The sequence below is a fragment of the Ruegeria sp. HKCCE3926 genome (assembly GCF_017872515.1).
In the GTDB taxonomy this organism is placed as follows: Bacteria; Pseudomonadota; Alphaproteobacteria; order Rhodobacterales; family Rhodobacteraceae; genus Ruegeria.
Genome location: NZ_JAEDOU010000001.1, coordinates 351966 through 378037, shown reverse-complemented (window position 1 = coordinate 378037; position 26072 = coordinate 351966). Strand labels below are relative to the sequence as shown.

Below are 26072 nucleotides of genomic sequence, written 5' to 3'. Positions count from 1 at the left end.
AGGCAAAACCAATAATGGTGCCGCGTCAAGCTGATAGCATCCAAGTTTGGCCCAGCCGGCGGTCTATTGCAAATGGCTATTCTGTCAGCCGGCGCTTGACCTGCGTTGCAAAATCCTCGCCGCGCTGTTCAAAGTTGTCATATTGGTCGAAACTTGCCGCCGCGGGCGCCAGTAGGACCGTCTCGCCGGGTCGGGCATCCGCCATGGCCTGCGCCACGGCCTCTGACATCGTCGTACAGACCTGCGCATCAGCCTCGAGCTGCATCGCAAAACCGGCCGCTTCGCGACCGATCACATAGGCCTTGATGACTTCGCCCGCCGCCATGTTCAGGGCTGATATGCCACCCTCTTTCTCAAGACCGCCGCAAATCCATCGGATCTTTTTGAATGCCATAAGCGCTTTCAGGGCGCTGTCGACATTGGTCGCCTTGGAGTCGTTGACGTAGGTAACCCCATCGGCCTCGGCGATGATCTGGCTGCGATGCGGCAGACCCGGATAGGAATGCAGCGCATCCTCGATCACGCGCGGGGCAAGGCCCAGCGACCGGCAGGCGGCGTAGGCCGCGCAGGCATTCTGGTGGTTATGTGCACCGGGCAGGCCCTTGATGGCGCGCAGGTCGATAGACCCCGCCTGCCGCCCCTTGCGGTATTCCGACAGGAACCCTTTGCGCGCAAAGACCTGCCAGCCCGGCCCAGTCAGCTTCCGCGCCACCGAGATACGGATCACCCGGTCATCCGATGGTCCTTCAGCCAGTTGCCCTGCCAAAAACGCACCTTCGGTTTCGTCGACGCCAATGATCGCGCGATCCGGGCCGCCTTCGGAAAAGAGGCGCCGCTTGGCCGCGAAATATCCCCCCATGCCGCCGTGGCGGTCCAGATGATCGGGCGACAGATTGGTGAACACCGCCACATCGGGGGTCAGAGCGCGGGCCAGCTCGGTCTGATAGCTGGAAAGCTCCAGCACCACGACCGAACCATCACCGCCCGGATCAATATCCAGAACACCGCGCCCGATATTCCCCGCCAACTGCGCCTCGCGACCGGCCTCGGTCAGGATATGATGGATCAAAGCGGCAGTCGTCGATTTCCCGTTCGAGCCTGTCACCGCAATCACGCGCGGAGGCGTGTCGTAGTTGTTCCATTCCGGTCCGGCAAAGGAGCGGAAGAACAGGCCGATGTCATTGTCCACCGGCACGCCTGCATCCAGGGCTGCCGCCACCACGGGGTTCGGTTCAGGATAGAGATGCGGAATGCCCGGTGAAACGATCAGCGACGCGATGTCGTCAAATGCCCCATGCTTGCGCAGGTCGGCGCAGGTGAATCCCTCGCCTTCGGCGGTATCACGGGCGGCCGGGTTGTCATCCCAGCACACCGGTTCCGCCCCGCCCGCACGCAGCGCACGTGCAGTGGCCAGACCGGACCGGCCCAGCCCCAGAACGGCCACTTTCTGCCCTGCAAAGCCTTTGACCGGGATCATTTGTTCACTACCGCTTCAATTTCCACAAGCACCTTGATCACAGGATCAGGTTTTTGAAAGTCTACAGTTACTAATCCGCCAAGAAACAGGAGTGTCGCAAAAAACAAACCAAGAATCTGGCTTTTTACTGCCATGGGATCAATTCTCCCGTCCAAATCTTTTAATTTGTAACCCAAGATTTGCATCGAACTTTGCGCAACATGCAGCGCAGCGAGCAAAACAACTGCCACTGCAATAATGAGAATCCGGACTTGATATTCAAACAGCCCCAAAACAATCAGGCCCAAAAAACTCAGCATGGCAGTCCAAAGCAGCGGCTGCATGTCCCGAGAAAAGACCTTTCTACATACCCTGCACCTGCGAAACATCCTCCAACTCTTTTTAGAATTGGATTGCATACTTCCCGCGATACGCACCAAACCAACCGACAACAAAATGCTAATGATACTAAAGAGTGCCGCCACGATTACTACCGTCCAGTAGGATAAATTCGGCTTCTGGAGCGCAAGAATTTGGTCCAAAAACCAGATCGGTTGACCGCCGGTTAGAGGGTCAACGCCGAACTTAACAAAGGCAAACGCCAACCCGGCGGACTGCAAACCTGAGGTGATCGCGTAGATTCTGTCTCTCGAGGACAGTTTTTCATTCTTGGAGTGCATATTTACTTCAATAACGGCTATCTGACCTTCAACGTCGCCAGACCGATCATCGCCAGGATCAGCGAGATGATCCAGAAGCGGATCACGATGGTCGGCTCGGCCCAGCCTTTTTTCTCATAATGATGATGGATCGGAGCCATCAGGAAGACCCGTTTGCCGGTGCGCTTGAAATAGAGGACCTGAATGATCACGCTCAGCGCTTCGACCACGAACAGGCCGCCGACCACGGCCAGAACCAGCTCGTGCTTGGTGGCCACGGCGATGGCACCCAGCGCGCCGCCCAGGGCCAGCGATCCGGTGTCACCCATGAACACTGCCGCCGGAGGGGCGTTGTACCAGAGAAACCCGAGGCCGGCTCCGAACAACGCGGAGGTGAAGATGAAGATCTCACCGGTGCCGGGTACGTAATGCACATCGAGATATTCGGTAAAGTCGACCCGACCGACCGCATAGGCGATCACGCCCAGAGTCGAGGCTGCGATCATCGCCGGCATGATGGCCAGCCCGTCCAGACCGTCGGTCAGGTTCACCGCATTGGCGGCCCCGACGATCACGACAATCGAGAACGGAATATAGAAGATGCCCAGATTGACCAGCGTGTCCTTGAAGACGGGTACAGCCAGCTGGTTCTGCAACGCCTCGGGATGGTGCAATGTCGCCCAAAGCGAAGCCAGCACGGCGATAATCACGCCCAAAGCCAGGCGCATCCTGCCTGAAACCCCCTGCGTATTCTGTTTTGAGACCTTCGCGTAGTCATCCGCGAATCCGATGGCCGCATAAGACAAGGTCACAAAAAGAACCATCCAGACATAAGGGTTGTCCAACCGCGCCCAGACAAGGGTTGACGTGACCAGAGCTCCGACAATCAGCAATCCACCCATCGTCGGCGTGCCTGCCTTGGAAAAATGCCCTTCGGGGCCGTCGTCACGGATCGGCTGGCCTTTGCCCTGTTTCTTGCGCAGCACGTTGATCAGGGGTTTTCCGAAGATGAACCCAAAGATCAGCGCGGTCATGAAGGCACCGCCTGCGCGGAAGGTGATATACCGGAAGAGGTTCCAGAAATCCCCTCCGTCCGACAGAGCGGTCAACCAGTACAGCATGACAATACCTTTCTCACACGAGGCGCGCGGGCAAGTTCACCCATCAAGCGCGCCCCCTTGCCCCATTTTGCGCAGACCGTCAACAATCGCGGCCAACGCCATGCTGAGCGAGCCCTTGGCGAGCACCGTGTCTCCATCCCGGATCAAAGCAGGCAGATGTTCCGCCATTTCCGCACTGGTTGCGAACCAGAGCCCACGTTTCTTCTCGGGCAGCGCGCGGTGCATTGCCTGCATCAATGGCCCGATGCAATGAACCTGATCCACGCGCGCCATCGCCTCGATATCCGCCATGGCGGCATGCATGGCCTCTTCCTGGGCGCCCAGTTCCTTCATGTCACCCAGAAACGCAACGCGGCGGGTGCCTTTGGAGGCGGCCAAGACATCCAGCGCGGCCTCCATCGAGGTCGGGTTGGCGTTATAGCTGTCATCCAGCAGTTCGATCTGCCCGCCGCCGGGCAAAGGCAGGCTTTCCCGTACGCCGCGCCCCTTGACCGGAGACCATGCGCGCAGACCCGCGATAGCGTCATCCAGATCGACACCCAGTTCAACGCAGGCTGCCAAAGCCCCCAGTGCGTTCATGGCGAAATGCGTACCGGCAGAGTTCACCGCAAAGCGGAATACCTGATCACCAACGGCAGCTTCGGCATTCACGGCGCTCGTCCCCTGCTGAACGTCGGTCAGCCGGTAATCCGTTGCGCCTTGGCCGAAATCCACGATCCCGGCCCCCTGCCCAAGTGCCGTTTGGCGCAGGATGTCCGCGTGCTCGATATCCGCATTGACGATTGCCGCGCCACCGGATTCGAGCCCTTCAAAGATCGCAGCTTTTTCATGGGCGATGCCAGCCACATTCTCGAAGGCTTCCAGATGCACCGCCGCCACGGTCGTGACCAGCGCCACATGCGGGCGGGCTTGCCGGGCCAGCGGGGCAATCTCGCCCGGATGGTTCATGCCAATCTCGATCACTGCGAATTCAGTGTCGCGCGGCATCCGGGCAAGGGTCAGCGGAACGCCCCAGTGGTTGTTGTAGCTGGCCACGCTGGCATGGGTTCTGCCCTGTGTTTCGAGGATCACGGCCAGCATTTCCTTGGTCGACGTCTTGCCGACACTGCCGGTCACCCCCACCACACGCGCATCCGTTCTGGCGCGAGCCGCCTGCCCCAAAGCCTCGAGCGCCGCCTGCACATCTTCGACGATCAGCAGTGGTGCGTCTGGCGATACGTTGTCGGGAATATGCGAGACCAAAGCCGCGCCCGCGCCTTTCTCAAGCGCTTGGGCTACGAACTCATGCCCGTCCCGTGCCGCTTTCAGCGCCACGAACAGATCACCGGGTTGAAGGGTGCGGGTGTCGATGGAGACACCATCAGCGGCCCAGTCGGTCGTGACCCGTCCACCCGTTGCCTGAGCAGCCTCGGATGCAGTCCAGAGCGTCATGCGACCCTCCCGTCCAGCGCTGCAACGGAAATGCTGGCCTGTTCGACATCGTCGAAGGGCAGAACCTGATCTCCCACGATCTGACCGGTTTCATGCCCCTTTCCGGCGATCAGCAGCGCATCACCGGGTTGCAGCGCATCGATGCCGCGCAGGATGGCCTCGGCGCGGTCGCCGACTTCGGTCACGCTGGCGTCGCCTGCTGCCTCTGACGCGCCTGCCATCACGGCCGCGCGGATGACTGCCGGATCTTCGCTGCGCGGGTTGTCATCGGTGACAAAGACCACGTCTGCATGGTTGGCTGCCGCCCTGCCCATCAAGGGTCGTTTGCTGGCGTCGCGATCCCCGCCCGCACCGATAACGGCAATCAGACGGCCCATCACATGCGGGCGCAGCGCCTTGAGTGCCGTGGCAACAGCATCAGGCGTGTGGGCATAATCCACAAACACCGCCGCGCCATTGTCACGCGTGGCGGCCAGTTGCATCCGCCCGCGAACCGTCGTCAGATGGGGCAGAGTTTCGAACACCCGTTCGGGGCTGTCCCCGGCAGCGATCACCAGGCCACAGGCCAGCAGGATATTTTCGGCCTGAAACCCGCCGATCAGGTTCAGGCGGGTCTGGAACGTTCGGCCCTGCCACGCAAAGCGCAGGTCCTGCCCCGTGGCGTCGAACCGCTGGTTGATCAGACACAGGTCGGCATCGCCCAGCCCCACCGTCAGCACCGACTGGCCGCGCATCTCGGCGATCCGCCGGACCTGGGCCCCTTTCGGGTCGCTTAGGTTGACAACGGCCGTTCCATCCTGCGGCAAAACCCGGTCGAACAGACCGGCCTTTGCGTTGAAATAGGCCTCGAAGGTTTCGTGGTAATCCAGGTGGTCCTGCGTGAAGTTCGAGAAACCGGCGGCGGTCAGGTGAACGCCGTCAAGGCGGCGCTGTTCAAGGCCGTGGGACGAAGCCTCCATTGCGGCATGGGTCACGCCGTTCTCGGCCGCCTCGGCCAGACAGCGGTGCAAGGTGATCGGCTCGGGCGTGGTGTGGGCCAGCGGCGCTGTCCACGCACCTTCAACCCCGGTGGTGCCGAGGTTGACGGCGGCGTGGCCAAGCGCGGACCAGATCTGCCGAACGAAGGTGGAAACAGATGTTTTGCCGTTCGTTCCCGTGACGGCCACGATGGTTTGCGGCTGCGCGCCGAACCACAACGCCGCGGCACCGGCCAGCGCCTGTCGCGGGTCTTCCACCACGGCCAGCGCTGCGTCCGAGGCTGCCAGTTCGGCCTCGGCGATCTCTGCCCCTTCGGCATCGGTCAGGATCGCAGCGGCCCCCATGCGCAGGGCAAACTGGATGAATTCTGCGCCATGAACGCGGGACCCGGGCAGCGCGGCAAACAGGAAGCCCTCTTTCACCTCGCGGCTGTCAACGGCCAGACCGGTGATATCCGGGTTTGCGCCCTCTCTTGCGGTCAGGGCCAGCTGGCTGAGTTTCTTCGTCCTTGTGCCCATGACCCACCTCTTGCCGGACAGCCTAGTTTGAGGTCAGCGTTATAGCAGCGCCCGCCTCAGGCTCAAGCCGGGGACGCAACCCCAACAACGGTGCGACGCGTCCGATCAGTTCGGCGGCAACAGGCACGGCGGTCCACCCGGCCGTGCGGCGTTTTTCACCGTAGGCCACGATCGAAGGTTCGTCCAACGTCACGATCAAAACGTATTGCGGATCGTAGGCCGGGAAGATCGTCGCGAAGGTGGCAATGACCTTGTCATCATAGTACCCGCCGCGCGGTTTGGGCTTGTCGGCCGTACCGGTCTTGCCGGCCACGTCATAGCCCTTGACCTCGGCGAAACTGGCGGTGCCGTCCGTTACCACTTTGCGCAGCATCTTTTGCGCCTGCCGTGCAGTGTTCTGCGACATGACACGAGGCCCGTATTGCGGGCCGTTCCGGCGCAGAATGGTCGGGCTGACGTAATGCCCGCCATTGGCAATCGCCGCGTATCCCGCGGCCAGATGCATCGGGCTGGTCGACAGGCCGTGGCCATAAGAAATTGTCACGGTACTGAGCTCGCCCCATTTCTTCGGCTTCAGCGGCACACCGCCCTTGGCCTCGACAATCTCGAATGGGGTCGGATCGAACATGCCAAGCGCGTCCAGAAACTCCTGCTGCCGTTTGGCACCGATTTGCAAGGCCAGACGCCCCGTGCCTCGGTTCGAGCTGTGGACGATCACATCCGCCACGCTGATCTTGCCGTAATTTTTGCCGTTGAATTCGCCGATGGGAAAGCGGCCGATCTTCATCGGCCCGGACGTATCGATGATGGTGTTCGAATTCACCAATCCAAGTTCAACGGCCTGGGCCGCGGTGAAAATCTTGAAAACAGATCCCAGTTCATACACGCCTTGTACATAACGGTTGAAAAGCGGGCTGTCCGAGGGGTCAAAGCCCGAGGTCGGTGGGCGCGGGCGGTCATTCGGATCAAAAGAAGGCAGCGAAGCAGCGGAAATAACCTCGCCCGTATGCGCGTTCATCAGAACGGCCGAGGCCCCCTTGGCATTCATGATCTTCATACCGCCGTAAAGAACCTGTTCTACTGCGGCTTGAATCGTCAGGTCCAGCGACAGTTGCAGTGGCTTGTTGCCGTTGGCCGGATCGCGCAGATAATCGTCGAACTGCTTTTCCACACCGGCCACGCCGATCACTTCGGCGGCGCTGACGCCTTCACGACCAAAACCGGACCCGCCCAGGATATGAGCGGCCAGCCGCCCGTTGGGGTAAAGCCGCATTTCACGCGGACCGAACAGGATGCCGGGATCACCGATGTCGTGCACGGCCTGCTTCTGCTCGGGCGAAATGCGTTTCTTGATCCACAGGAATTTGCGGTTGCCGGTGAAGTCCTTGATCAGCCGCTCTTTGTCCAGATCAGGAAAAATCGCAACCAACTGCTCTGCAGCGGCGACGGGATCGATCATCAACGGGGGCTGCGCGTAAACGGAATAGGTGTCCAGATTGGTGGCCAGTATGCGCCCTTCGCGATCGACGATGTTGGCGCGCTGCATGGCAATCGCCGCACCTGGTGCGCTGGCCAGAGGCTCTTGTGCTTCCGATGTCGCCAGCATGCCCATGCGGACACCGACGACTGAAAAAGCGCAGAAGAAGAACAGGCCCAGCACCAGCAGACGCCCTTCGGCGCGGGCGCGGGCGCGATCCTTCATCTCTTCGTGGCGCTTGCGGATGTTCTCACGCTCGATTGCCTTGGGATTTTCGCCCCGCGCGCGGGCATCTAGGATTCGGGCCAGGGGGCGCAGAGGGGTGCGTGTCATGGAATCTGCACCTCGCCCAAAGCCTGAATGTCAGTGATGGCCTGCAATTCAATCGGATCAACGACGGGCAGGTCCGGGTCTTCGGCATAGGCGATCTGATCCGCGCGCCCGAACTGCTCGGCCCGCAACGGCAGCAGACCAAGGCGTTCAAAGTTCAGGTCGGCCAGTTCGCGCAGCCTGTCCGGGCGGTTCAGATAGGCCCATTCCGCGTTCAGAACAGCCAGTCGCACCTGTGCCATTCCGATCTCGCGCTGCAAAGACTGGGTTTCCTTTACCACTTGCTGGGTTCGGTAGTTTTCCTGATAGGCCCACAACGCCAACCCGAACACGGACAGAGCAGTCAACACATACAAAACACTCTTCATCTTGCCCTTCCCCCCAGTTGCGGCATTCCGATGGCCCGCGCTTCAATTTCCCCCGCCGGAGCTTCGGTTCGGATCGCCACACGCAGTTTTGCCGAGCGCGCGCGCGGGTTTTCCTGCAATTCCTGTTCGTCAGGCCCCACCGCCTTGCGGGTCTTCAGTGTGAATTGCGGCTGTTCCTGTTCAATCTCGGGCGCATAGCGGTTCGCGCGCCCCGTCTTGCCCGCGCGGGACTGGAAAAACCGTTTCACCATTCGGTCTTCAATGGAATGGAAAGTGACAACGGCCAGTTGCCCGCCGGGCTTCAAAGCACGTTCAGCGGCCATCAGCCCTTGAAACAGCTCTTCATATTCTGCATTCACGGCGATCCGCAGCCCTTGAAAGCTGCGCGTGGCCGGGTGGGATTGCCCCGGTTTCGGACGTGGCAGGCAGGATTCGATGATCGCGGCCAGACGCAGGGTTGTGGTGATCGGCTCTTCCGTGCGCGCTTTGACGATCGCCTTGGCAATCCGGCGGCTGGCGCGTTCTTCACCATAGTGGAACAGGATGTCGGCCAGTTGCGCCTCGGTCGCGGTATTGACCAGATCGGCGGCGCTTTCGCCATCCTGGCTCATGCGCATGTCCAAAGGACCATCCTTCATGAAGGAAAACCCGCGGTCGGCCTGGTCCAGTTGCATCGAGGAAACGCCAAGGTCCAGAACAACGCCGTCCAGGTTCTGTGCATATTCATCCATACGAGAGAACACGCCGGGCTGCATCACCAGCCGATCACCATAGGCGCCCGCCCAGTCTGACGCCATCTCAAAAGCCAAGGGATCGCGATCCACGCCGATCACCTTGTCGGCCCCGGCCTCCAGCAATCCGCGGGTGTACCCGCCTGCGCCGAAGGTTCCGTCCAGCCAGACGCCCGTGACCGGCGCCACCGCCGCCAAGAGCGGGCGCAGCAAGACAGGGATGTGAGGCGCGTCCGGTTGTGGATGATCCGCGGCCGCCATGCCGTCACCCGCCCTCGACTTCATCGAGGAATTCCAATGGATCAACATCGTCGCCAAGGCCGTCCAGCCATTCCTCGGTCGCCGCCAGTTCCTCGGATTCGTAGGTCTCGGGCTTCCAGATCTGAAAAGTATCCCCGGCGGCGATAAAAAACGCCTCGCCCTCAAGACCGATTTTCTTGCGCAGCTTTGCCGGCAGAACCAGCCGCCCGGTTTCATCGACATTGGTCGGGAAGGACTGCCCATGGAACAGGCGCTGCAACATCTTGCGCTTCATCGCGCCACGTGGCAGCGCATCGATCTTGGCATCGACCTCGTCGATCGCCTCCATCGTGTAGCATTCCAGGTATTTGCGGCGATGATCCCCGTAGACAATCACAAGCTCTGGATTGTCGCCGGGCTGCCAGTTGGGATCGGAGGCTTCAAGCACGCGGCGAAACGAGGCCGGGATCGACACCCTGCCTTTCGCATCCACCTTATGGTGGCTTTCACCTCTGAACCTGCGCGCCAAGACGACTGTCCCTTTCGCTTGCGCCCCACTTGAAATTCGCGTTCCCCCCGGATGAAAAACGGCGGGTTGATCTGCTGCCACTGATCAACCCGCCGCATTGACCCGCTGTGCGGGATGTCCAGCTGCACGCGCCACCTGGGGGGATGTCTGCTCGCCCGCGCGCCGGATCTCTTGATTGATGAAAGCGAGATGCCTGTATGAAACCTGATTATTTTTGGTCGGGGTCGTTTGGTGCCCCTGCTGCCTCGTCCTCATCGGATGTATTAGGGATGCCATGGGAATTCATGGAAATCAACAGGAATTTTGCGAACCGTGCTCCATGAAACACGCTCCAACAACAATACCATCATGAAATTTGAGTACAATGACACCAATTGTAGGAGGTCTTTCCGCGCAGCACCCCAGATATAGACAATTCGAAGTTGGAATTTTTTTCCCACGATTTCCCGGAATATCTTAAGAGTTACCATTCAGGGTGGAAAAACCCGGCATCTTTGGGCAGCGATCTCGCAGAATCATCTGCACTTTGAGCGCAATTTCGGCGGGACTTCCCCTCGACAACCACATTGGCCCATGAAATCCCGTGGCGTTCGGGCAGTTTGCTCTGCGACGTGCGAAACTGGCAAATCGTGCATCAGGGAATAGCTGAACCGCCACGCCTTGCCTGGCGCTTCGGTCACACGCACGTCTTGAATGGTTTTATTGCGCACATATTCCAGCCAACACCGCTCAATTAAAAGGCAAGCCAAAAGAAGGCCATGTTTCCGCTGTCACCCGTGACCCAAGGGAAGGCCCAATGTTTCAAGGTGCATTTCGAGTTGAAGGAAAAAACTGAACCAATCTATGCGCTTGCTGCATAGCAGCATTGACGACGCGACCTATTGTGCAATCGCAGCATTTGCCTATTTTCAACCTCAAGCAAGGGCCGAGCGTAATCGGCAAAGCAAATAAATACGGATGATGAGCATGGCAGTCGCAAGCACACATACAGCATCGAAGAGCACACCGGCGTTCGGAATCGCAACTTTGATCGAAAACGCAAAGGCGCGTTTTGCCCGCTATCGTATGTATCGCCAGACCGTCAATGAGCTGGCAGGACTGTCGGACCGTGAACTGGCCGATCTGGGCCTGCATCGTTCCATGATCCGTCGGGTGGCCATGCAGGCCGCCAACGATCACATCGCGCAATAAGCGCGCCACGAATATCGAGATCAGGCCCTTCCTCCTCCCTTAGGGTCTGTTATCAGCGGCAACGTCTCTCCTCCTCCCTGACGTTGCCGCACCATATACCGGCCTCAACCCGCCGGATCCTGATACATCGAGGCTCTCCTCCTCCCTGCCTTGATGTTGAAAGCGCGCGGCGACGCCTTCCTCCTCCCTGACGTCGCCGCGTCTTCTCCATACCGGGCTCAAACCCGGGTTCGAATACATCGGGGCTCTCCTCCTCCCTGCTCTGATGTTGACAAGACGGCGGTTCCCCTTCCTCCTCCCTGGGAACCGCCGTTTTTTTGTTTTTCTGACATAGGTGTAAGATGGCCCTCTGATTTCTGATCCGCAGGAAACAATGGCCGCCTATTTCATCGCGCAGATCGACATCCACCACCCGGATGGGTATCAGGATTATCTGGCGGGTTTCATGCCGATCTTCGACCGCCACAAAGGACGCCTGCTCACGGTTTCATCGAAACCGGTCGAACGGGTCGAAGGCGATTGGCCCAAAGGTGGCATTGTGCTGATGGAGTTTCCGGACCTTGCCGCGGCGAAAGCCTAGAAAGACGACCCTGATTACATCGAGCTGGCGAAGGTCCGGCAAGCCACCGCCTCAACCAATCTGGTTCTGGTCGAAGTGATATGACGCCTCAGAACGGGACGTCATCCTTGTTGGTCAGAAAACGCGAGACCACTTTCTTTGTGCCTGCCTTGTCGAATTCGACTTCGACCTTGTCGCCCTCGATCCCGACAACCGCGCCATAGCCGAATTTCTGGTGGAACACCCGTTCCCCTAGCGTGAAACTGGCCACGGCGGTCGCGTCGATCACCGTGTTGCGGGATTCGCGTGGCTGCGACATGCCGTATTGCCCCTGCCGCGCCTGCATCCGTCTCCAGCCCGGCGAGTTGTAGACATTCGCTTCGGCCGCGCGGGTTTCAATGCCAGCAGCGGGCTGGCCGCCGCCATAGAGCCCCGGAGGCGTAAGGACCTCAACGTGATCTTCCGGCAATTCGTCGATGAAACGGGACGGCATCGAGTTCTGCCACTGACCGAACACCCGCCGGTTGGCGGCAAAAGAAATGGTACACACTTCTTCGGCACGGGTGATGCCGACATAGGCCAGCCGCCGTTCCTCCTCGAGCCCCTTGAGCCCGGATTCGTCCATTGACCGCTGCGAGGGGAACAGCCCGTCCTCCCAGCCCGGCAGGAAGACGGCGGGAAACTCCAGCCCCTTGGCCGCGTGAAGGGTCATGATCGAAACCTTGGCCCCGTCGCTGTCCTGTTCGTTGTCCATGACCAGACTGACATGTTCCAGAAACCCTTGCAGGTTCTCGAAATTGTCCAGCTGGTTCACCAGTTCCTTGAGGTTTTCAAGGCGCCCCGGCGCTTCGGGCGTCTTGTCGTTCTGCCAGTGGGCGGTATAGCCGGATTCGTCGAGAATGATCTGCGCAAGTTCGATATGCGTATGCTCGGGTGCGCCGAACCGCATGGGCGAACCGTCATCGATCACCGAATCGTCGTCCACCTCGATCCGCGGCCCACGTGTCATCGCATTCCAACGCGCCAGACCGTCGATCAGTTCGCGCAGCGCCTTGCCTCCCTTGCCCTTGATCAACCCGTTATCGACCGCAATCCGAGCACCTTCGACCAGTGACACCCCATTTCCGCGCGCGGTCATCTGGATGGTTTGCTGCGCCTTGTCGCCAAGGCCGCGTTTCGGCGTGTTTACGATTCTCTCAAACGCAAGATCATCCTCGGGGCTGACCACCAGCCGGAAATAGGCCATGGCATCGCGAATCTCCATCCGCTCGTAGAATCGCGGGCCGCCGATCACCTTGTAGGGCAGACCGATGGTCAGAAACCTGTCTTCGAAGGCGCGCATCTGGTGGCTGGCGCGGACGAGGATAGCGATCTCATCAAGGTTCATCGGGCGAATACCGCGCGTACCGCCCTGCATCGCGTCGATTTCCTCGCCGATCCAGCGGGCCTCTTCCTCGCCGTCCCAATGGCCGATCAGATTGACCTTGTGGCCTTCCTCGGCTTCGGTCCACAGCTCTTTGCCCAGACGGTTTTCATTGCCGCGAATGACGTTCGACGCAGCCGCCAGAATATGCGGGGTCGAGCGGTAGTTCTGTTCCAGCCGCACCACATACGCGCCGGGAAAGTCCTTTTCGAACCGTAGGATGTTGCCCACCTCGGCCCCGCGCCAGCCATAGATCGACTGATCGTCATCGCCGACGCAGCAGATGTTCTTGTGCCCGCCCGCAAGCAGCCGCAGCCACAGATATTGGGCGATGTTGGTGTCCTGATACTCGTCCACCAGGATATAGCGGAACCAGCGCTGGTATTGCTCCAGAACATCCTGATGGGTCTGGAAGATCGTAACCATGTGCAGAAGCAGATCGCCGAAATCCACCGCATTCAATTCGCGCAGGCGGGTCTGATATTGGGCATATAGCTCAATGCCCTTGTTGTCATAAGCCCCGGCATCGGCGGCTGGCACCTTGTCGGGTGTCAGCGCTCGGTTCTTCCAATCGTCGATGATTCCCAGCAACATCCGCGCAGGCCAGCGTTTGTCGTCGATATTTGCGGCCTGCACCAACTGCTTGAGCAGGCGCAACTGGTCGTCGGTATCCAGAATGGTGAAGTTCGATTTCAAATCGACCAGTTCCGCATGGCGGCGCAGCAGTTTGACGCAGATCGAATGAAAGGTACCCAGCCATGGCATCCCCTCAGCAGGCTGCCCCAACAGGCGGCCCACCCGTTCCTTCATCTCGCGCGCGGCCTTGTTGGTAAAGGTTACCGACAGAATCTCATTCGGACGTGCGCGCGCGGTGTTGAGAAGATGTGCGATCCGGGCGGTCAGAGCCTTGGTCTTGCCCGTTCCGGCACCTGCCAGCATCAGAACCGGGCCATCCAGACGCTCGACCGCGTCCCGTTGTGCCGGGTTAAGCTCATCCAGATAGGGCGAAGGGCGCACGGCCATGGCCCGCGCCGACAGCGATGCGCCCTCGAAGGCGTCCATTTCGTCAAAACTGCTCATGGCCCCAAACTACGCCGGATGAGCGCGAAGGGAAAGGGTTTGTTCACGGCTTGTTCACAGACTTTTCGCACTTCTTTTTACATTCAATTCTAAACAAACACACCACCGCCCCGCACCCCGTTAACTCTCTGTCAAATCCTGACTGGGATGTTTGGCAGAGTGTAGTGGGAGCGGACATATGAAACAGGCGGAACTGACGGGTCAGTCCTCGAGGCTTAAAATGATAGGCGTGGCCCTGATGCTGCTCGCGCTGACGGCAGCGGCGGGCTGGGGGATCTATGCCGCCCCTGCGCCAGTGGTTGATCGCATGCTGGAAGCAGACCTGCGAAAGAACGCGATGCGGATGAGCCGCCAGGTCGAAAGCCATCTAAACGATCTTGAGCAGACATTCCGTTTTCACGCATTGACCGATCATGACCAGGAGTTTCTGGAGCTACTGCCCGAAACCACGGACATTTACCGCTTCAAGCTGTTTGATGCTTCGGGGCAGGTGTTCTGGTCGACCCGAGCCAGCGACGTCGGGTTCGTGAATACGAAACCCTATTTCCAGTCGATCGTCGCCGCTGGGGGCCTTTTTTACAAACACGAAGAGAAGCCGGTTACCGAAGTTGATTCCTTTGTTTTCGACAATTCCCGGGATACGGAACTGAGCAGCCGCCATGTGGCCGAGGTCTATACGCCGATCATCAAGGATGCGACGTTCATGGGCGCGATCGAGTTCTATTCCGACATAACCGACCTGCGGAACCTGTTCATCACGCGCGTTCGCCTGTCTCTGGCGCTGCTGAGCGGCGTCGCTCTGCTGGCGCTGACGACTGTCATCCTGATTGTCCATCGCACCAACCGTCGTCAGGTTCGCGACCTGCGCAAACGAGCCCAGAAAGAGAGGGAGCTGATGGACGAGCAGCTGCGCCTGGCCCGAGAGGTCCGTCTATTGGGTGAGTTGAACGAATGGCTGCAATCAAGCCGGTCGCTGGATGAACTGTTCGACATGGTGTCTCGCTTCATGACCCACATCCTGCCAGAGGCCGAAGGCAGCGTGTATGTCTACTCAAACTCACGCGATGTGCTGGATGGCTGCGCCAGCTGGAACGGTGGAACTCATAAATCCCACATTCACCCCGAAGGTTGCTGGGGTTTGCGGCGCGGCCGGACTTACGAGTTCGGCGCATCCGAGATTGACTTTGTCTGCGAGCACGCCGAACCGCATGACGGGCGGCCCTATTTCTGCTTTCCCATTCTGGCCCATGGCGAAACCGTTGGTCTTTTGCATTTGCGGGCACTTGAGGGGCGCGAAGACTGCTTCAACAAGAGCCGCAAGCTGGCCCAATTATGCGCCGAACAGATCAGTATGGCGATCGCCAACGTCCGCATGCGGGATCAGCTTCACGACCAATCGGTACGAGACCCCCTGACCGGGCTGTTCAATCGCCGCCATATGACCGAGACGCTGCGCAAGTCCATCAGCCGCAGCCAGCAGACGGGCGCCGCGCTAAGCCTGATCGCCGTGGACGTGGATCACTTCAAGAAGTTCAACGATACTCATGGGCATGATGCGGGCGACATGGTATTGCGCGCCGTCGGCGCCGCCCTGGAACAAGGGTGCGACCGGGACGAAGTCGCCTGCCGCATCGGGGGGGAAGAGTTCATGCTGATCCTGCCTGACAACAGCCCCGAAGATGCCATGACCCGCGCCGAACAACTGCGCCAGGCGGTTGAAGCCGTAACCGTCCGATATGGCGAGAAGGTATTGCCGCGCATTACGATATCGGTCGGGGTTGCACATTACCCGGCCCACGGCACCATGCCGCAGGACCTGATGCGCGCGGCTGACGATGCGCTTTATGTCGCCAAGGACAAGGGGCGCAACCAGGTGCATGTTGCAAGCGGCACCAGGAACAAGACCGAAAATGCGTCGCCTGAAAACCGGCAACCACCCAAGGATGCAGCTTAAAAAACTTGCCGAATCGCATGGCAGGTCGGATCAATCTGCATGGACTTGCACAGCACCTATCCCGGTATACCGGATCTGAAACACCGTGCGCGCCGTCGTCTGCCGCATTTCGTGTGGGAGTATATCGACAGTGGAACCGGGATTGAAACGACGCTGCACCGGAACCGCAAGGCGCTGGATGACGTGCGCCTCTGCCCCTCGATCCTGCATGGCGAGCTGGACTTTGATACGTCAAAGTCGTTTCTCGACGCTTCGTATCCGCTGCCGTTCGGAATCGCGCCGATCGGAATGTCCGGGCTGGTCTGGCCCCGCGCCGAGCAACTGCTGGCCAGCGCGGCCGCAGAGGCGGGTATTCCCTATACCCTGTCGACCGTAGCCAGCCAAAGCCCTGAAGACATGGCACCGCATCTTGGGGACAATGCCTGGTTCCAGCTTTACCCGCCCCGGGATCCGGATATTCGAAAAGACCTGCTGAACCGGGTCCGCAAGGCCGGGTTCAAAACCCTGGTCCTCACCGCGGATGTTCCCGTCGCATCGCGCAGGGAAAGGCAGACACGATCGGGCCTGCGGCAACCGCCAAAGCTGACCCCGCGCATTCTGGCGCAGATCGCCCAAAGACCTGCCTGGGCGATGGGCATGCTGCGCAACGGTGTGCCGCATATGCGAACGCTGGACAAATATATCGAAAACCCCGGGAATCTGCCGCCCACGGCTCATATCGGTTACCTGCTTCGAACCTCGCCGGATCTGGACTATGTCAAATGGCTGCGCGACCATTGGGACGGTCCGCTTGTCCTGAAGGGTGTCCTGCGACCAGAGGATACGAGCAGGCTGGAACAGGTCGGTGTCGATGCTTTGTGGGTGTCGAATCATGGCGGTCGGCAATTTGACGCGGCCCCGGCCAGCATCGAGGTTCTGCCCTCTGTCCGGGATGCAACCCGCCTGCCCCTGATCTTCGACAGTGGTGTCGAAGGCGGTCTGGATATTTTGCGTGCCATGTCGCTGGGCGCAGACTTCGTGATGCTCGGGCGGGCTTTTTTATATGGTCTTGCGGCACTTGGCGCGCGGGGGCCTGCACATGTCATCGAGATTCTCAGGCAAGACCTGCATGCAAATATGGGCCAGATGGGCCTGGCAAGCCTGTGTCAGATTGAGAGTTAACGTTAAACATTTGATGCTGCGGCGCAGCAAAAGTATAAGGGCGCTGCGATCATAGGGCGTTTGCGAGCGATAACATGCCGGTTCTACCCAGAAGAACGGATATACCTGCGCGTATTCTCCGCCCAATAAGACGCCCATACACAAAAGACCGGGACCTATCATGACAGACTTCAACAAGATCCTGATCGCCAACCGCGGCGAGATTGCCATCCGCGTCATGCGCGCAGCAAACGAGATGGGAAAACGAACCGTCGCCGTCTACGCTGAAGAAGACAAACTGGGCCTGCACCGGTTCAAGGCTGACGAGGCGTATCAGATCGGTGAAGGCATGGGGCCGGTTGCCGCCTATCTTTCGATCGACGAGATCATCCGTGTTGCCAAGCAATGTGGCGCCGACGCGATTCATCCGGGCTATGGTCTGCTGTCCGAGAACCCGGATTTCGTCGATGCCTGCGTCAAGAACGGCATCACCTTCATCGGCCCCAAGGCGGAAACCATGCGCGCGCTTGGCGACAAGGCAAGCGCGCGACGCGTAGCCATCGAAGCAGGCGTTCCGGTCATTCCTGCCACCGAAGTTCTGGGCGATGACATGGACGCGATCCGCAAGGAGGCCGCCGAAATCGGCTATCCGCTGATGCTCAAGGCGTCCTGGGGCGGCGGCGGGCGCGGCATGCGCCCGATCCAGTCGGAAGAAGAGTTGGAAGAGAAAGTGCTGGAAGGCCGTCGCGAGGCCGAAGCCGCATTTGGCAATGGCGAGGGTTATCTGGAAAAGATGATCATTCGTGCGCGCCACGTCGAGGTGCAGATCCTGGGCGACAAGCACGGTGAAATCTATCACCTGTATGAACGCGACTGCTCGGTCCAGCGCCGGAACCAGAAGGTCGTGGAACGCGCCCCTGCCCCGTATCTGAGCGACGAACAGCGCGCCGAGATCTGCGAGCTTGGCCGCAGGATCTGTGCGCATGTGAATTACGAATGTGCCGGCACGGTCGAGTTCCTGATGGATATGGACACCGGCAAGTTCTATTTCATCGAAGTCAATCCGCGCGTTCAGGTCGAACACACCGTGACCGAAGAAGTCACCGGTATCGACATCGTGCAGGCGCAGATCCTGATCGCCGAGGGCAAGACGCTGGCCGAGGCGACCGGCATGGCCAGCCAAAAGGATATCCAGCTCAACGGGCACGCGTTGCAGACACGGATCACCACCGAGGACCCACAGAACAACTTCATCCCCGACTATGGCCGGATCACCGCCTATCGCTCGGCCACCGGTATGGGCATCCGTCTGGATGGCGGCACGGCCTATGCGGGCGGGGTGATTACGCGCTATTACGACTCGCTGCTGACCAAGGTTACGGCCTGGGCCCCCACGCCCGAAAAGGCGATCTCTCGGATGGACCGCGCCCTGCGCGAGTTCCGCATCCGCGGGGTTTCGACGAATATCGACTTCGTCATCAACCTGCTCAAGCATCCGACCTTCTTGTCGAACGAATACACCACCAAGTTCATCGACACGACGTCCGAACTGTTCACCTTCAAGAAGCGGCGCGACCGCGGCACCAAGGTTCTGACCTATATCGCGGACATCACCGTGAACGGGCATCCCGAAACCAAGGACCGCCCGCGCCCGCGCGCCGACCTGAAGGAGGCCAGGCCTCCGGCGCTGAAGGCCGAACCGCAGATGGGTACGCGCAACCTGCTGGAGCAGAAGGGCCCGCAGGCGGTGGCCGACTGGATGAAGGCGCAGCGCCAACTGCTGATCACCGACACCACCATGCGCGACGGGCACCAGTCTCTGCTGGCGACCCGGATGCGCTCGATCGACATGATCAAGGTGGCTCCCTCCTATGCGGCGAACCTGCCGCAGCTGTTCTCGGTCGAATGCTGGGGCGGCGCGACTTTCGATGTGGCGTATCGGTTCTTGCAGGAATGCCCGTGGCAGCGCCTGCGGGACCTGCGTGAGGCGATGCCGAACCTGATGACCCAGATGCTGCTGCGCGGCGCAAACGGCGTGGGCTATACGAACTATCCTGACAACGTAGTGCAGGAGTTCGTGCGTCAGGCGGCGACAGGAATTGACGTGTTCCGTGTCTTCGACTCGCTGAACTGGGTCGAAAACATGCGCGTGGCGATGGATGCGGTCGTCGATAGCGGCAAGATTTGCGAAGGTACCGTCTGTTACACTGGCGATATTCTTGACCCGGATCGCGCCAAGTACGATCTGAAATATTATGTCGGCATGGCGAAAGAACTGCGCGACGCCGGCGCGCATATTCTGGGCCTCAAGGACATGGCGGGCCTGCTGAAACCGGCCTCGGCCAAAATCCTGATCCGGACGCTGAAGGAAGAGGTCGGGCTGCCGATCCATTTCCACACACATGACACCGCCGGTATTGCCAGCGCGACCATTCTGGCCGCGTCCGAGGCGGGCGTCGATGCAGTTGACTGCGCGATGGACAGCTTCTCGGGCAACACCAGCCAGGCGACGCTGGGCACCGTGGTCGAAGCGCTGCGCCATACCGACCGCGACACCGGGCTGGACATCAAGGCCATCCGTGAAATCAGCGATTACTTCGAGGCTGTGCGTGGCCAGTATGCGGCCTTCGAATCCAGCCTTCAGGCCCCCGCGTCCGAGGTCTATCTGCACGAGATGCCGGGCGGTCAGTTCACCAACCTCAAGGCGCAGGCACGCAGCCTGGGTCTGGAAGAACGCTGGCACGAAGTGGCGCAGATGTATGCTGACGTGAACCAGATGTTCGGTGACATCGTGAAGGTCACGCCGTCTTCCAAGGTCGTTGGTGACATGGCGCTGATGATGGTCAGCCAGAACATGACACGTGAACAGGTCGAGGACCCGAATACCGACGTGGCCTTCCCCGACTCGGTCGTGGACATGATGCGCGGCAATCTGGGTCAGCCTCCGGGCGGGTTCCCCGAGACCATCATCAAGAAGGTGCTGAAAGACGAGGTTCCCAACACGCAGCGACCCGGCAAGGACGTGCCCCCGGTCGATCTTGAAGCCACCCGCGCCGAGCTGTCCAAGCAGCTGGAAGGCAAAGAGGTCGATGACGAGGATCTGAACGGCTATCTGATGTATCCCAAGGTGTTCCTGGACTACATGGGTCGCCACCGGATCTACGGCCCGGTTCGTACCCTGCCAACGCGCACCTTCTTCTACGGCATGGAGCCGGGCGAGGAGATCACCGCGGAAATCGACCCCGGCAAGACGCTGGAAATCCGGTGTCAGGCCATTGGCGAAACGGATGAAAACGGAGAGGTCAAAGTGTTTTTTGAACTCAACGGCCAACCGCGCGTGATCCGGGTTCCGAACCGGTTGGTCACCTCGACCACGCAGGCGCGGCCCAAGGCCGAGGTCGGCAACCCGGATCATGTCGGTGCGCCGATGCCCGGTGTTGTAGCCACCGTCGCCGTAACAGCGGGCCAGCAGGTCAAGGAAGGCGACATGTTGCTGACCATCGAGGCGATGAAGATGGAAACCGGCATCCACGCCGAGCGCGATGCGACCGTCAAGGCCGTTCATGTGCAGCCCGGTGGCCAGATTGACGCAAAGGACCTTCTGGTCGAGCTGGAATAACCTGCCGAACCGGTTACAGTTCAAAGGGCCGCTCGGGAAACCGCGCGGCCCTTTTTCTATGCTGGAACGGAGACCCACCATGCTTGCTATCACCCCGATCTATGCGGCCCTGATCGCTATTCTTTACGTGGCACTCAGCGTCAAAGTGATCCTTCAGCGCCGCAGCGACAAAATCTCAGTCGGGGATGGGGGCAGCAAATTGATGATCAAGGCGATACGGACACATTCCAATTGCGCCGAATACGCCCCTATCGCCCTTTTGCTGATCGCCATGGTGGAATTGCAGGGAGCGGGCGGATTGCTTTTGCATATACTGGGCTTGATGTTGCTGGCCGGGCGTCTGCTGCACGCGTACGGATTCGGGCGCACGCCCCAGATCGTCATCCTGCGGCAGGCTGGCATGAGCCTGACGTTCCTGGCCATTCTGGTTGCGGCCATCGCCAACCTGATTCTGGCGCTGTAGGTCGGCTGGCGGGTGTTATCCGGTCAGATCCGTCGTCATCACAAGGGGCGCTTTCAACAAAACGGGCGTGATCCGGTTGTGTTCGTGATCGTCCGATTTCGGCATCGCAGTGACCAGCAAGATCATTGCGGCCAGCGCCATTATCTTCATGTCTGCAACAGAAATCATGAAAGCCCCTCTGCCTGTGTCCTTTTTTGATCCGTGTTCGAGATTGAACGGGCCGGATGCCAGGTTCCGTCGAAATATTTTTCCTCTTTTTTGTGTTTTTCCGCTTGCAGCCCCGCGTGGGAATTTATAAATCCCTCCTCACTCAACGGCGCGGGCGTAGCTCAGGGGTAGAGCATAACCTTGCCAAGGTTAGGGTCGGGCGTTCGAATCGCCTCGCCCGCTCCATTGAGAGGTCTTCGGACCACATATGTATCTGATGCGGGCGTAGCTCAGGGGTAGAGCATAACCTTGCCAAGGTTAGGGTCGGGCGTTCGAATCGCCTCGCCCGCTCCAGATACGAAATTCTCCATACATGCTGGTTCTTCACATGACATTGCGTCATTCTGGTTGCATTGCCCAACGCAGGATTCACCCATGTCTGATTACGTCATCCGCCCTCTTACCGTTGACGAGGTCCAAAAGGCCGTCGATTGGGCCGGGCGCGAAGGGTGGAACCCGGGGCATCACGATGCTCGTTGCTTCCACGGCACGGATACTCGCGGGTTTCTCGGCGGGTTCCTGGATGGCGAAATGATCGCTTCCATCTCGGTCGTTCAGTATGATGACGCGTTTGCGTTCCTTGGCTTCTACATCGTCCGGCCCGAGTTTCGCGGATCGGGCTACGGGCTGAAAATCTGGCAGCACGCCTTGGAAAACTGCAATGCGGGCAATATCGGCCTGGATGGGGTCGTCGAGCAGCAGGATAACTACCGCAAGTCCGGTTTTTCCTTTGCCTATAACAACTACCGCTTTGGCGGGACAAAACGCGGGATTCTGGCCGCGCTCGGGGCGCAACCAGCTGCGCGGGCTGAGGAGCTGAACAGCCTCTCGGACGATCTAGCCGCCTATGACCGGCAGATGTTCCCTGCCCCGCGCGACATCTTCCTTCGCGATTGGCTGAGCGCGCCCAGCCACGCCTCGCGCGTGATTGCCGAGAACGGGGTGATCCGGGGCTATGCGACCCTGCGGCCCTGTCAAAGCGGATACAAGATCGGGCCGTTGTTCGCGGACGACGCCGAGATTGCCCAAGCCCTGTTGGCCTCGGTATTGGAAGCCATCCCCGACGATCACGCCACGCATGACGTGTTCATCGACATGCCGCGGCCCAACGCCGCCGCCTTTGCGCTGGCGGATGCGCTGGGTCTTGAAAAGGTGTTTGAAACGGCCCGGATGTATTCCGGCCACGCGCCGGATATCGATCTGAGCCGTGTCTTTGGCGTCACCTCATTCGAACTGGGTTAAAAAGCCTTGAACGTCATTGTGGTCAGCGAGCGTTCGATATTGGGAATCACCAGCAGGTGTTCGTTGATGAAATGGCCCACATCCTCGGTCTCGGGGATATATAGCTTGAGCAGCAGATCATATTCACCGCTGGTGGAATACAGTTCGGAGTGGATTTCGCGCAGGGCGATTTCCTCGGCGACCTTGTAGGTGGTGCCGGGCTTGCAGCGGATCTGGATGAAAACGCAGGTGGACATGGTTTGACCCTATCGGTTCGTGTTGTTCGCAAGCTGACACGGGGCCAAGCCGGGTGCAATCCCCTGCAACAGTTTGCAGCGATCGCAACGCGCGGTCTGGAAAACCCCGACCTTCCCCGTCTATAAGCGCGCCTGTAGCAAAAGGAATTCGCCCATGCGCAGCGCAAAGATCAGCCGCCAGACTGCCGAAACCGAAATTTCGGTCGAGATCAATCTAGATGGCACCGGCATGTATGAAAATCAGACCGGAGTTGGATTTTTTGATCACATGCTGGATCAACTGGCGCGCCATTCGCTGATCGACATGACGATCCGCGCCAAGGGCGATTACCACATTGATGATCACCACACGGTCGAAGATACCGGCATCGCGCTGGGGCAGGCTTTGACGCAGGCCCTGGGCGACAAAAAGGGTATCCGGCGGTACGGAGAATGCCACCTACCGATGGATGACGCTCAGGTTCGCTGTGCGCTGGACCTGTCCGGCCGCCCCTATTTGATCTGGAATGTGGACCTGCCGACGCAGAAAATCGGTACATTCGACACAGAACTTTTGCGCGAGTTCTTTCAGGCGCTCAGCACCCATGGCGGCATCACGCTGCATATCGACCAGTTGCACGGCTTCAACAGCCACCACATCGCCGAGGCCGCATTCAAGGCCGTAGCGCGCGCGCTGCGAGACGCCGTTGAAACCGATCCGCGCAAGGCAGATGCGATTCCGTCGACCAAAGGCGCGTTGTAAATGCTGACCGCCATTATCGACTACGAAAGCGGCAACCTGCACTCGGCGGAAAAAGCGTTTCAGCGCATGGCGCAAGAGGTCGGCGCCGGTGAGGTTGTCGTCACCTCGGACGCGGATGTTGTGGCACGCGCGGATCGCTTGGTTCTGCCTGGCGACGGGGCGTTTCCGGCATGCGCTGCCGAATTGCGTGGGCACAAGGGCATCTATGACGCGATGGTCGAGGCGGTCGAACAGAAAGGCCGCCCGTTTCTGGGCATCTGTGTGGGGATGCAGTTGATGGCAACCAAAGGCCATGAATACAGCGAAACGGATGGTCTGGACTGGATTGCCGGCGATGTCGTCAGGATCGAGCCGTCAGACACATCGCTGAAAGTGCCGCATATGGGCTGGAACGATCTTGTTCTGGACAGCGATCACCCGGTGTTCAACGGGGTGAAATCCGGCGATCACACATATTTCGTCCACTCGTACCACTTCCGGGTATCCGACCCGGCACAGCGATTGGCCTATGTGAATTACGGGCAGGAGGTCACGGCCGTCATTGGCCGCGACACGATGGTTGGAATGCAGTTTCACCCCGAGAAAAGCCAGGACGTTGGCCTGCGCATGCTGGGCAACTTCCTGACCTGGAAACCCTGAGGCTTACTGAACACGCGTCCAGGTTTGACCGCGGCAGATCAGACCGCCCGCCACACATCCCTTGACGGTCAGTTTGTTCTGGCCGTCCAGTGACATTTTTGAATTGTAGGTTTTGTTCCGGTCCGGTGCCCAGATCTTGCCGCTATCATAGCTTCCGCCGCCATCGGGCACCATGTCCCAGATGATCTGTTTGCCCAGGTTTTCATATTCCAGCTGCTCGTTGCCATCCGCATCAAAGGCGCTGTCGATGGTTCCGCAGATCGCACTGCCGCATCCGGAAATCGTCACATGCAGATAGCCGCCGGTATCACCGGGTGCAGTCTTCCACAGACCGTCGACGGGATCCGCAGCCATCGCGCTGGTCGCAAGAAACATCAAACCCGCTGCAAACGTAAATTTCTTCATGATTGTCTCCCTGTTTTGATGGCAGTCTGACCCGGCAACCAGCTGCGGGCAAGAATGACCCAGCGTCGCGTTGCATCCCCTGCCCCGCCTGTGCGATATCCCGCGCGTGCAACACAGATATAGGGCCGCCCGACATGATCCTCTACCCCGCCATCGACCTCAAAGACGGCAATGCCGTGCGCCTGCTGCGTGGTGAAATGGACAAGGCCACCGTGTTCAACGAAGACCCCGCCGCGCAGGCCCGCGCCTTTGTCGAGGCCGGGTGCGAGTGGCTGCACCTGGTCGATCTGAACGGCGCTTTTGCAGGTGAGCCGGTCAACGCCGCCCCGGTCGAAGCGATTCTGAAAGCCTGCGACGTGCCCGCGCAATTGGGAGGCGGCATCCGCGACATGGCCACCATCGAGACCTGGATCGACAAAGGTCTGGCCCGCGTGATTCTGGGCACGGTCGCGGTCGAGAACCCCGATCTGGTGCGCGAAGCGGCCAAAGCCTTTCCCGGCAAGGTCGCCGTGGGCATCGACGCGCGCAACGGTCTGGTTGCCACCAAGGGTTGGGCCGAAGAAACCGACGTTCAGGTAACCGATCTGGCCCGCAGCTTCGAAGACGCGGGCGTCGCTGCGATCATATACACCGACATCAACCGGGACGGCGCGATGCAGGGCCCCAATGTCGAGGCCACCGCAGAGCTTGCCAAATCGGTCGATATTCCGGTCATCGCATCTGGCGGCGTGTCCTCGATCGCCGATCTGATCGCCCTGCGCGATTGTGGCGCAGCTTTGAACGGTGCCATTTCCGGCCGCGCGCTTTATGATGGAGCGATTGATCTGAAAGAGGCTCTGACCACGCTCAGAGGATAGCTTTATGTTTCATTCGCCGGTAAAGCGTTCCGAACTGTCCGCGCACAGCCTGCTGAACGAACGGTTCAAAACCGGCGACTTTCTGGACTGCTTCAGTGTTGAATCCAATCTTCCGCCGCGCCGGGCCGCGGAAATCATCACCGCGTTCCCCGGATGGGCGCTGGCATTGGTTCGGCTGCGCGGCCTGTTGGTGACACCCTTTGGCCTCAGCACGACCGGCCCGGATGCTGACGACAAGCTGGGGATCTTCCCGGTTGAACATGATGGCAGGACCGAGGTGATCGCAGGTTTCAACGATCGCCACCTGGATTTCCGGGTGTCCGTCCTGTCGGAAAACGGCCGCATCTCGCTGGCCACATGGGTCCGACGCCATAACCTTGGCGGGCGCCTGTACCTGGCTGCGATCCTGCCTTTTCACATCCTGATCGCGCGAAACGCGCTTGCGCGTTTGAAAAGCGCAAGCACATGACCCAAAAG

General features: G+C 59.8%; 24 protein-coding genes and 2 tRNA genes. 13 read left to right on the top strand and 13 right to left on the bottom strand.

Annotated features, from left to right (window positions below):
* Positions 1 to 76 precede the first annotated feature (76 nt).
* From murD to mraZ, 9 genes are read right to left on the bottom strand one after another with little or no spacing between them, the layout of a single operon-like run.
* A complete protein-coding gene (murD, locus tag I9184_RS01940) occupies positions 77 to 1477 on the bottom strand; it encodes a UDP-N-acetylmuramoyl-L-alanine--D-glutamate ligase (RefSeq protein ID WP_171722916.1) in 1401 nt (466 codons plus the stop codon).
* Complete coding sequence (locus tag I9184_RS01935; protein WP_209832516.1) at positions 1474 to 2136, bottom strand: hypothetical protein; 663 nt, start codon at positions 2134 to 2136, stop codon at positions 1474 to 1476. Before I9184_RS01935 ends, murD begins: the two co-directional genes overlap by 4 nt.
* 17 nt (positions 2137 to 2153) lie before the next feature.
* Positions 2154 to 3236: a phospho-N-acetylmuramoyl-pentapeptide-transferase gene (gene mraY, locus I9184_RS01930; RefSeq protein WP_171630992.1), complete on the bottom strand. Its 1083-nt coding sequence runs from the start codon at positions 3234 to 3236 to the stop codon at positions 2154 to 2156.
* Between the two features lie 36 nt (positions 3237 to 3272).
* Positions 3273 to 4667 carry a UDP-N-acetylmuramoyl-tripeptide--D-alanyl-D-alanine ligase gene (murF, locus tag I9184_RS01925; protein WP_209832514.1) on the bottom strand — a complete coding sequence of 465 codons (1395 nt, stop codon included), beginning with the start codon at positions 4665 to 4667 and terminating at the stop codon, positions 3273 to 3275.
* On the bottom strand, positions 4664 to 6163 hold the full coding sequence (locus I9184_RS01920; protein ID WP_209832512.1) for a UDP-N-acetylmuramoyl-L-alanyl-D-glutamate--2,6-diaminopimelate ligase: 1500 nt from the start codon (positions 6161 to 6163) through the stop codon (positions 4664 to 4666). Before I9184_RS01920 ends, murF begins: the two co-directional genes overlap by 4 nt.
* A 22-nt stretch (positions 6164 to 6185) precedes the next feature.
* A complete protein-coding gene (locus tag I9184_RS01915) occupies positions 6186 to 7973 on the bottom strand; it encodes a penicillin-binding protein 2 (RefSeq protein WP_209832510.1) in 1788 nt (595 codons plus the stop codon).
* Entirely contained in the window at positions 7970 to 8338 is a 369-nt protein-coding gene (locus I9184_RS01910) for a cell division protein FtsL (RefSeq protein ID WP_152458671.1), read from the bottom strand. The genes I9184_RS01915 and I9184_RS01910 overlap by 4 nt, the downstream gene beginning before the upstream one ends.
* Positions 8335 to 9330 (bottom strand): 16S rRNA (cytosine(1402)-N(4))-methyltransferase RsmH, encoded by a 996-nt coding sequence (rsmH, locus tag I9184_RS01905; RefSeq protein WP_171633764.1) that lies wholly within the window; start codon positions 9328 to 9330, stop codon positions 8335 to 8337. The genes I9184_RS01910 and rsmH overlap by 4 nt, the downstream gene beginning before the upstream one ends.
* Before the next feature lie 4 nt (positions 9331 to 9334).
* A complete protein-coding gene (gene mraZ / locus I9184_RS01900) occupies positions 9335 to 9838 on the bottom strand; it encodes a division/cell wall cluster transcriptional repressor MraZ (protein WP_171630988.1) in 504 nt (167 codons plus the stop codon).
* Positions 9839 to 10804: 966 nt separating this feature from the next.
* Here mraZ and I9184_RS01895 point away from each other — a divergent pair.
* Together I9184_RS01895 and I9184_RS01890 are read left to right on the top strand one after the other, a co-directional pair.
* Positions 10805 to 11029, top strand: coding sequence for a DUF1127 domain-containing protein (locus tag I9184_RS01895; protein ID WP_171630987.1), 225 nt, complete (start codon positions 10805 to 10807; stop codon positions 11027 to 11029).
* Positions 11030 to 11402: 373 nt separating this feature from the next.
* Complete coding sequence (locus I9184_RS01890) at positions 11403 to 11609, top strand: DUF1330 domain-containing protein (RefSeq protein ID WP_209832508.1); 207 nt, start codon at positions 11403 to 11405, stop codon at positions 11607 to 11609.
* An 88-nt stretch (positions 11610 to 11697) separates the two neighbouring features.
* Here the strand turns inward: I9184_RS01890 and I9184_RS01885 are convergent, their stop codons facing one another.
* Positions 11698 to 14091, bottom strand: a complete 2394-nt coding sequence (locus tag I9184_RS01885; RefSeq protein WP_209832506.1) for a UvrD-helicase domain-containing protein — start codon at positions 14089 to 14091, stop codon at positions 11698 to 11700.
* 178 nt (positions 14092 to 14269) lie between these two features.
* Here I9184_RS01885 and I9184_RS01880 point away from each other — a divergent pair, with 178 nt between their 5' ends.
* The 4 genes from I9184_RS01880 to I9184_RS01865 all read left to right on the top strand — a co-directional run bounded on the left by I9184_RS01880 (position 14270) and on the right by I9184_RS01865 (position 21267).
* Positions 14270 to 16045, top strand: a complete 1776-nt coding sequence (locus I9184_RS01880; RefSeq protein ID WP_171722910.1) for a diguanylate cyclase — start codon at positions 14270 to 14272, stop codon at positions 16043 to 16045.
* Positions 16046 to 16084: 39 nt separating this feature from the next.
* Positions 16085 to 17206: an alpha-hydroxy acid oxidase gene (locus tag I9184_RS01875; RefSeq protein WP_209832504.1), complete on the top strand. Its 1122-nt coding sequence runs from the start codon at positions 16085 to 16087 to the stop codon at positions 17204 to 17206.
* Positions 17207 to 17366: 160 nt separating this feature from the next.
* Entirely contained in the window at positions 17367 to 20804 is a 3438-nt protein-coding gene (locus I9184_RS01870; RefSeq protein WP_209832502.1) for a pyruvate carboxylase, read from the top strand.
* 79 nt (positions 20805 to 20883) lie between these two features.
* A complete protein-coding gene (locus tag I9184_RS01865; protein WP_171630974.1) occupies positions 20884 to 21267 on the top strand; it encodes an MAPEG family protein in 384 nt (127 codons plus the stop codon).
* 15 nt (positions 21268 to 21282) lie between these two features.
* Here the strand turns inward: I9184_RS01865 and I9184_RS01860 are convergent, their stop codons facing one another.
* Complete coding sequence (locus I9184_RS01860) at positions 21283 to 21435, bottom strand: hypothetical protein (protein ID WP_171167198.1); 153 nt, start codon at positions 21433 to 21435, stop codon at positions 21283 to 21285.
* Between the two features lie 150 nt (positions 21436 to 21585).
* Here I9184_RS01860 and I9184_RS01855 point away from each other — a divergent pair.
* From I9184_RS01855 to I9184_RS01845, 3 genes are all read left to right on the top strand, one after another.
* Positions 21586 to 21660 (top strand) — tRNA-Gly (locus tag I9184_RS01855).
* 33 nt (positions 21661 to 21693) lie between these two features.
* Positions 21694 to 21768: transfer RNA gene (locus I9184_RS01850), tRNA-Gly, on the top strand.
* A gap of 81 nt (positions 21769 to 21849) precedes the next feature.
* The gene (locus I9184_RS01845) at positions 21850 to 22716 is read left to right on the top strand and encodes a GNAT family N-acetyltransferase (protein ID WP_209832500.1); all 867 of its coding nucleotides are present in this window, start codon (positions 21850 to 21852) and stop codon (positions 22714 to 22716) included.
* On the opposite strand, the gene I9184_RS01840 is transcribed toward I9184_RS01845, so the two are convergent.
* Complete coding sequence (locus tag I9184_RS01840; RefSeq protein ID WP_050602861.1) at positions 22713 to 22952, bottom strand: Lrp/AsnC ligand binding domain-containing protein; 240 nt, start codon at positions 22950 to 22952, stop codon at positions 22713 to 22715. The two genes, I9184_RS01845 and I9184_RS01840, sit on opposite strands and share 4 nt — an antisense overlap.
* Before the next feature lie 154 nt (positions 22953 to 23106).
* Here I9184_RS01840 and hisB point away from each other — a divergent pair, with 154 nt between their 5' ends.
* Both hisB and hisH read left to right on the top strand, forming a co-directional pair.
* Entirely contained in the window at positions 23107 to 23694 is a 588-nt protein-coding gene (hisB, locus tag I9184_RS01835) for an imidazoleglycerol-phosphate dehydratase HisB (RefSeq protein WP_209832498.1), read from the top strand.
* On the top strand, positions 23695 to 24333 hold the full coding sequence (hisH, locus tag I9184_RS01830; RefSeq protein ID WP_171630963.1) for an imidazole glycerol phosphate synthase subunit HisH: 639 nt from the start codon (positions 23695 to 23697) through the stop codon (positions 24331 to 24333). It begins immediately after the preceding gene.
* A 3-nt stretch (positions 24334 to 24336) separates the two neighbouring features.
* On the opposite strand, the gene I9184_RS01825 is transcribed toward hisH, so the two are convergent.
* Positions 24337 to 24738 (bottom strand): DUF2147 domain-containing protein, encoded by a 402-nt coding sequence (locus I9184_RS01825; protein ID WP_171722904.1) that lies wholly within the window; start codon positions 24736 to 24738, stop codon positions 24337 to 24339.
* Between the two features lie 134 nt (positions 24739 to 24872).
* Here I9184_RS01825 and hisA point away from each other — a divergent pair, with 134 nt between their 5' ends.
* Together hisA and I9184_RS01815 are read left to right on the top strand one after the other, a co-directional pair.
* Complete coding sequence (gene hisA, locus I9184_RS01820; protein ID WP_152458684.1) at positions 24873 to 25595, top strand: 1-(5-phosphoribosyl)-5-[(5-phosphoribosylamino)methylideneamino]imidazole-4-carboxamide isomerase; 723 nt, start codon at positions 24873 to 24875, stop codon at positions 25593 to 25595.
* Positions 25596 to 25599: 4 nt separating this feature from the next.
* On the top strand, positions 25600 to 26064 hold the full coding sequence (locus tag I9184_RS01815) for a DUF2867 domain-containing protein (protein ID WP_209832496.1): 465 nt from the start codon (positions 25600 to 25602) through the stop codon (positions 26062 to 26064).
* Positions 26065 to 26072 lie beyond the last annotated feature (8 nt).

Excerpts from the sequence above, each read along its gene's own strand:
- murF (WP_209832514.1), bottom strand. The coding sequence starts at position 4,667 with ATGACGCTCTGGACTGCATCCGAGGCTGCTCAGGCAACGGGTGGACGG.
- I9184_RS01910 (WP_152458671.1), bottom strand. The coding sequence starts at position 8,338 with ATGAAGAGTGTTTTGTATGTGTTGACTGCTCTGTCCGTGTTCGGGTTG.
- I9184_RS01815 (WP_209832496.1), top strand. The coding sequence starts at position 25,600 with ATGTTTCATTCGCCGGTAAAGCGTTCCGAACTGTCCGCGCACAGCCTG.
- mraY (WP_171630992.1), bottom strand. The coding sequence starts at position 3,236 with ATGCTGTACTGGTTGACCGCTCTGTCGGACGGAGGGGATTTCTGGAAC.
- I9184_RS01895 (WP_171630987.1), top strand. The coding sequence starts at position 10,805 with ATGGCAGTCGCAAGCACACATACAGCATCGAAGAGCACACCGGCGTTC.
- I9184_RS01890 (WP_209832508.1), top strand. The coding sequence starts at position 11,403 with ATGGCCGCCTATTTCATCGCGCAGATCGACATCCACCACCCGGATGGG.
- I9184_RS01825 (WP_171722904.1), bottom strand. The coding sequence starts at position 24,738 with ATGAAGAAATTTACGTTTGCAGCGGGTTTGATGTTTCTTGCGACCAGC.
- I9184_RS01870 (WP_209832502.1), top strand. The coding sequence starts at position 17,367 with ATGACAGACTTCAACAAGATCCTGATCGCCAACCGCGGCGAGATTGCC.
- hisA (WP_152458684.1), top strand. The coding sequence starts at position 24,873 with ATGATCCTCTACCCCGCCATCGACCTCAAAGACGGCAATGCCGTGCGC.
- I9184_RS01935 (WP_209832516.1), bottom strand. The coding sequence starts at position 2,136 with ATGCACTCCAAGAATGAAAAACTGTCCTCGAGAGACAGAATCTACGCG.
- hisB (WP_209832498.1), top strand. The coding sequence starts at position 23,107 with ATGCGCAGCGCAAAGATCAGCCGCCAGACTGCCGAAACCGAAATTTCG.
- I9184_RS01885 (WP_209832506.1), bottom strand. The coding sequence starts at position 14,091 with ATGAGCAGTTTTGACGAAATGGACGCCTTCGAGGGCGCATCGCTGTCG.
- I9184_RS01875 (WP_209832504.1), top strand. The coding sequence starts at position 16,085 with ATGGACTTGCACAGCACCTATCCCGGTATACCGGATCTGAAACACCGT.
- I9184_RS01880 (WP_171722910.1), top strand. The coding sequence starts at position 14,270 with ATGAAACAGGCGGAACTGACGGGTCAGTCCTCGAGGCTTAAAATGATA.
- I9184_RS01845 (WP_209832500.1), top strand. The coding sequence starts at position 21,850 with ATGTCTGATTACGTCATCCGCCCTCTTACCGTTGACGAGGTCCAAAAG.
- I9184_RS01865 (WP_171630974.1), top strand. The coding sequence starts at position 20,884 with ATGCTTGCTATCACCCCGATCTATGCGGCCCTGATCGCTATTCTTTAC.
- murD (WP_171722916.1), bottom strand. The coding sequence starts at position 1,477 with ATGATCCCGGTCAAAGGCTTTGCAGGGCAGAAAGTGGCCGTTCTGGGG.
- rsmH (WP_171633764.1), bottom strand. The coding sequence starts at position 9,330 with ATGGCGGCCGCGGATCATCCACAACCGGACGCGCCTCACATCCCTGTC.
- I9184_RS01920 (WP_209832512.1), bottom strand. The coding sequence starts at position 6,163 with ATGGGCACAAGGACGAAGAAACTCAGCCAGCTGGCCCTGACCGCAAGA.
- I9184_RS01840 (WP_050602861.1), bottom strand. The coding sequence starts at position 22,952 with ATGTCCACCTGCGTTTTCATCCAGATCCGCTGCAAGCCCGGCACCACC.
- I9184_RS01860 (WP_171167198.1), bottom strand. The coding sequence starts at position 21,435 with ATGATTTCTGTTGCAGACATGAAGATAATGGCGCTGGCCGCAATGATC.
- I9184_RS01915 (WP_209832510.1), bottom strand. The coding sequence starts at position 7,973 with ATGACACGCACCCCTCTGCGCCCCCTGGCCCGAATCCTAGATGCCCGC.
- hisH (WP_171630963.1), top strand. The coding sequence starts at position 23,695 with ATGCTGACCGCCATTATCGACTACGAAAGCGGCAACCTGCACTCGGCG.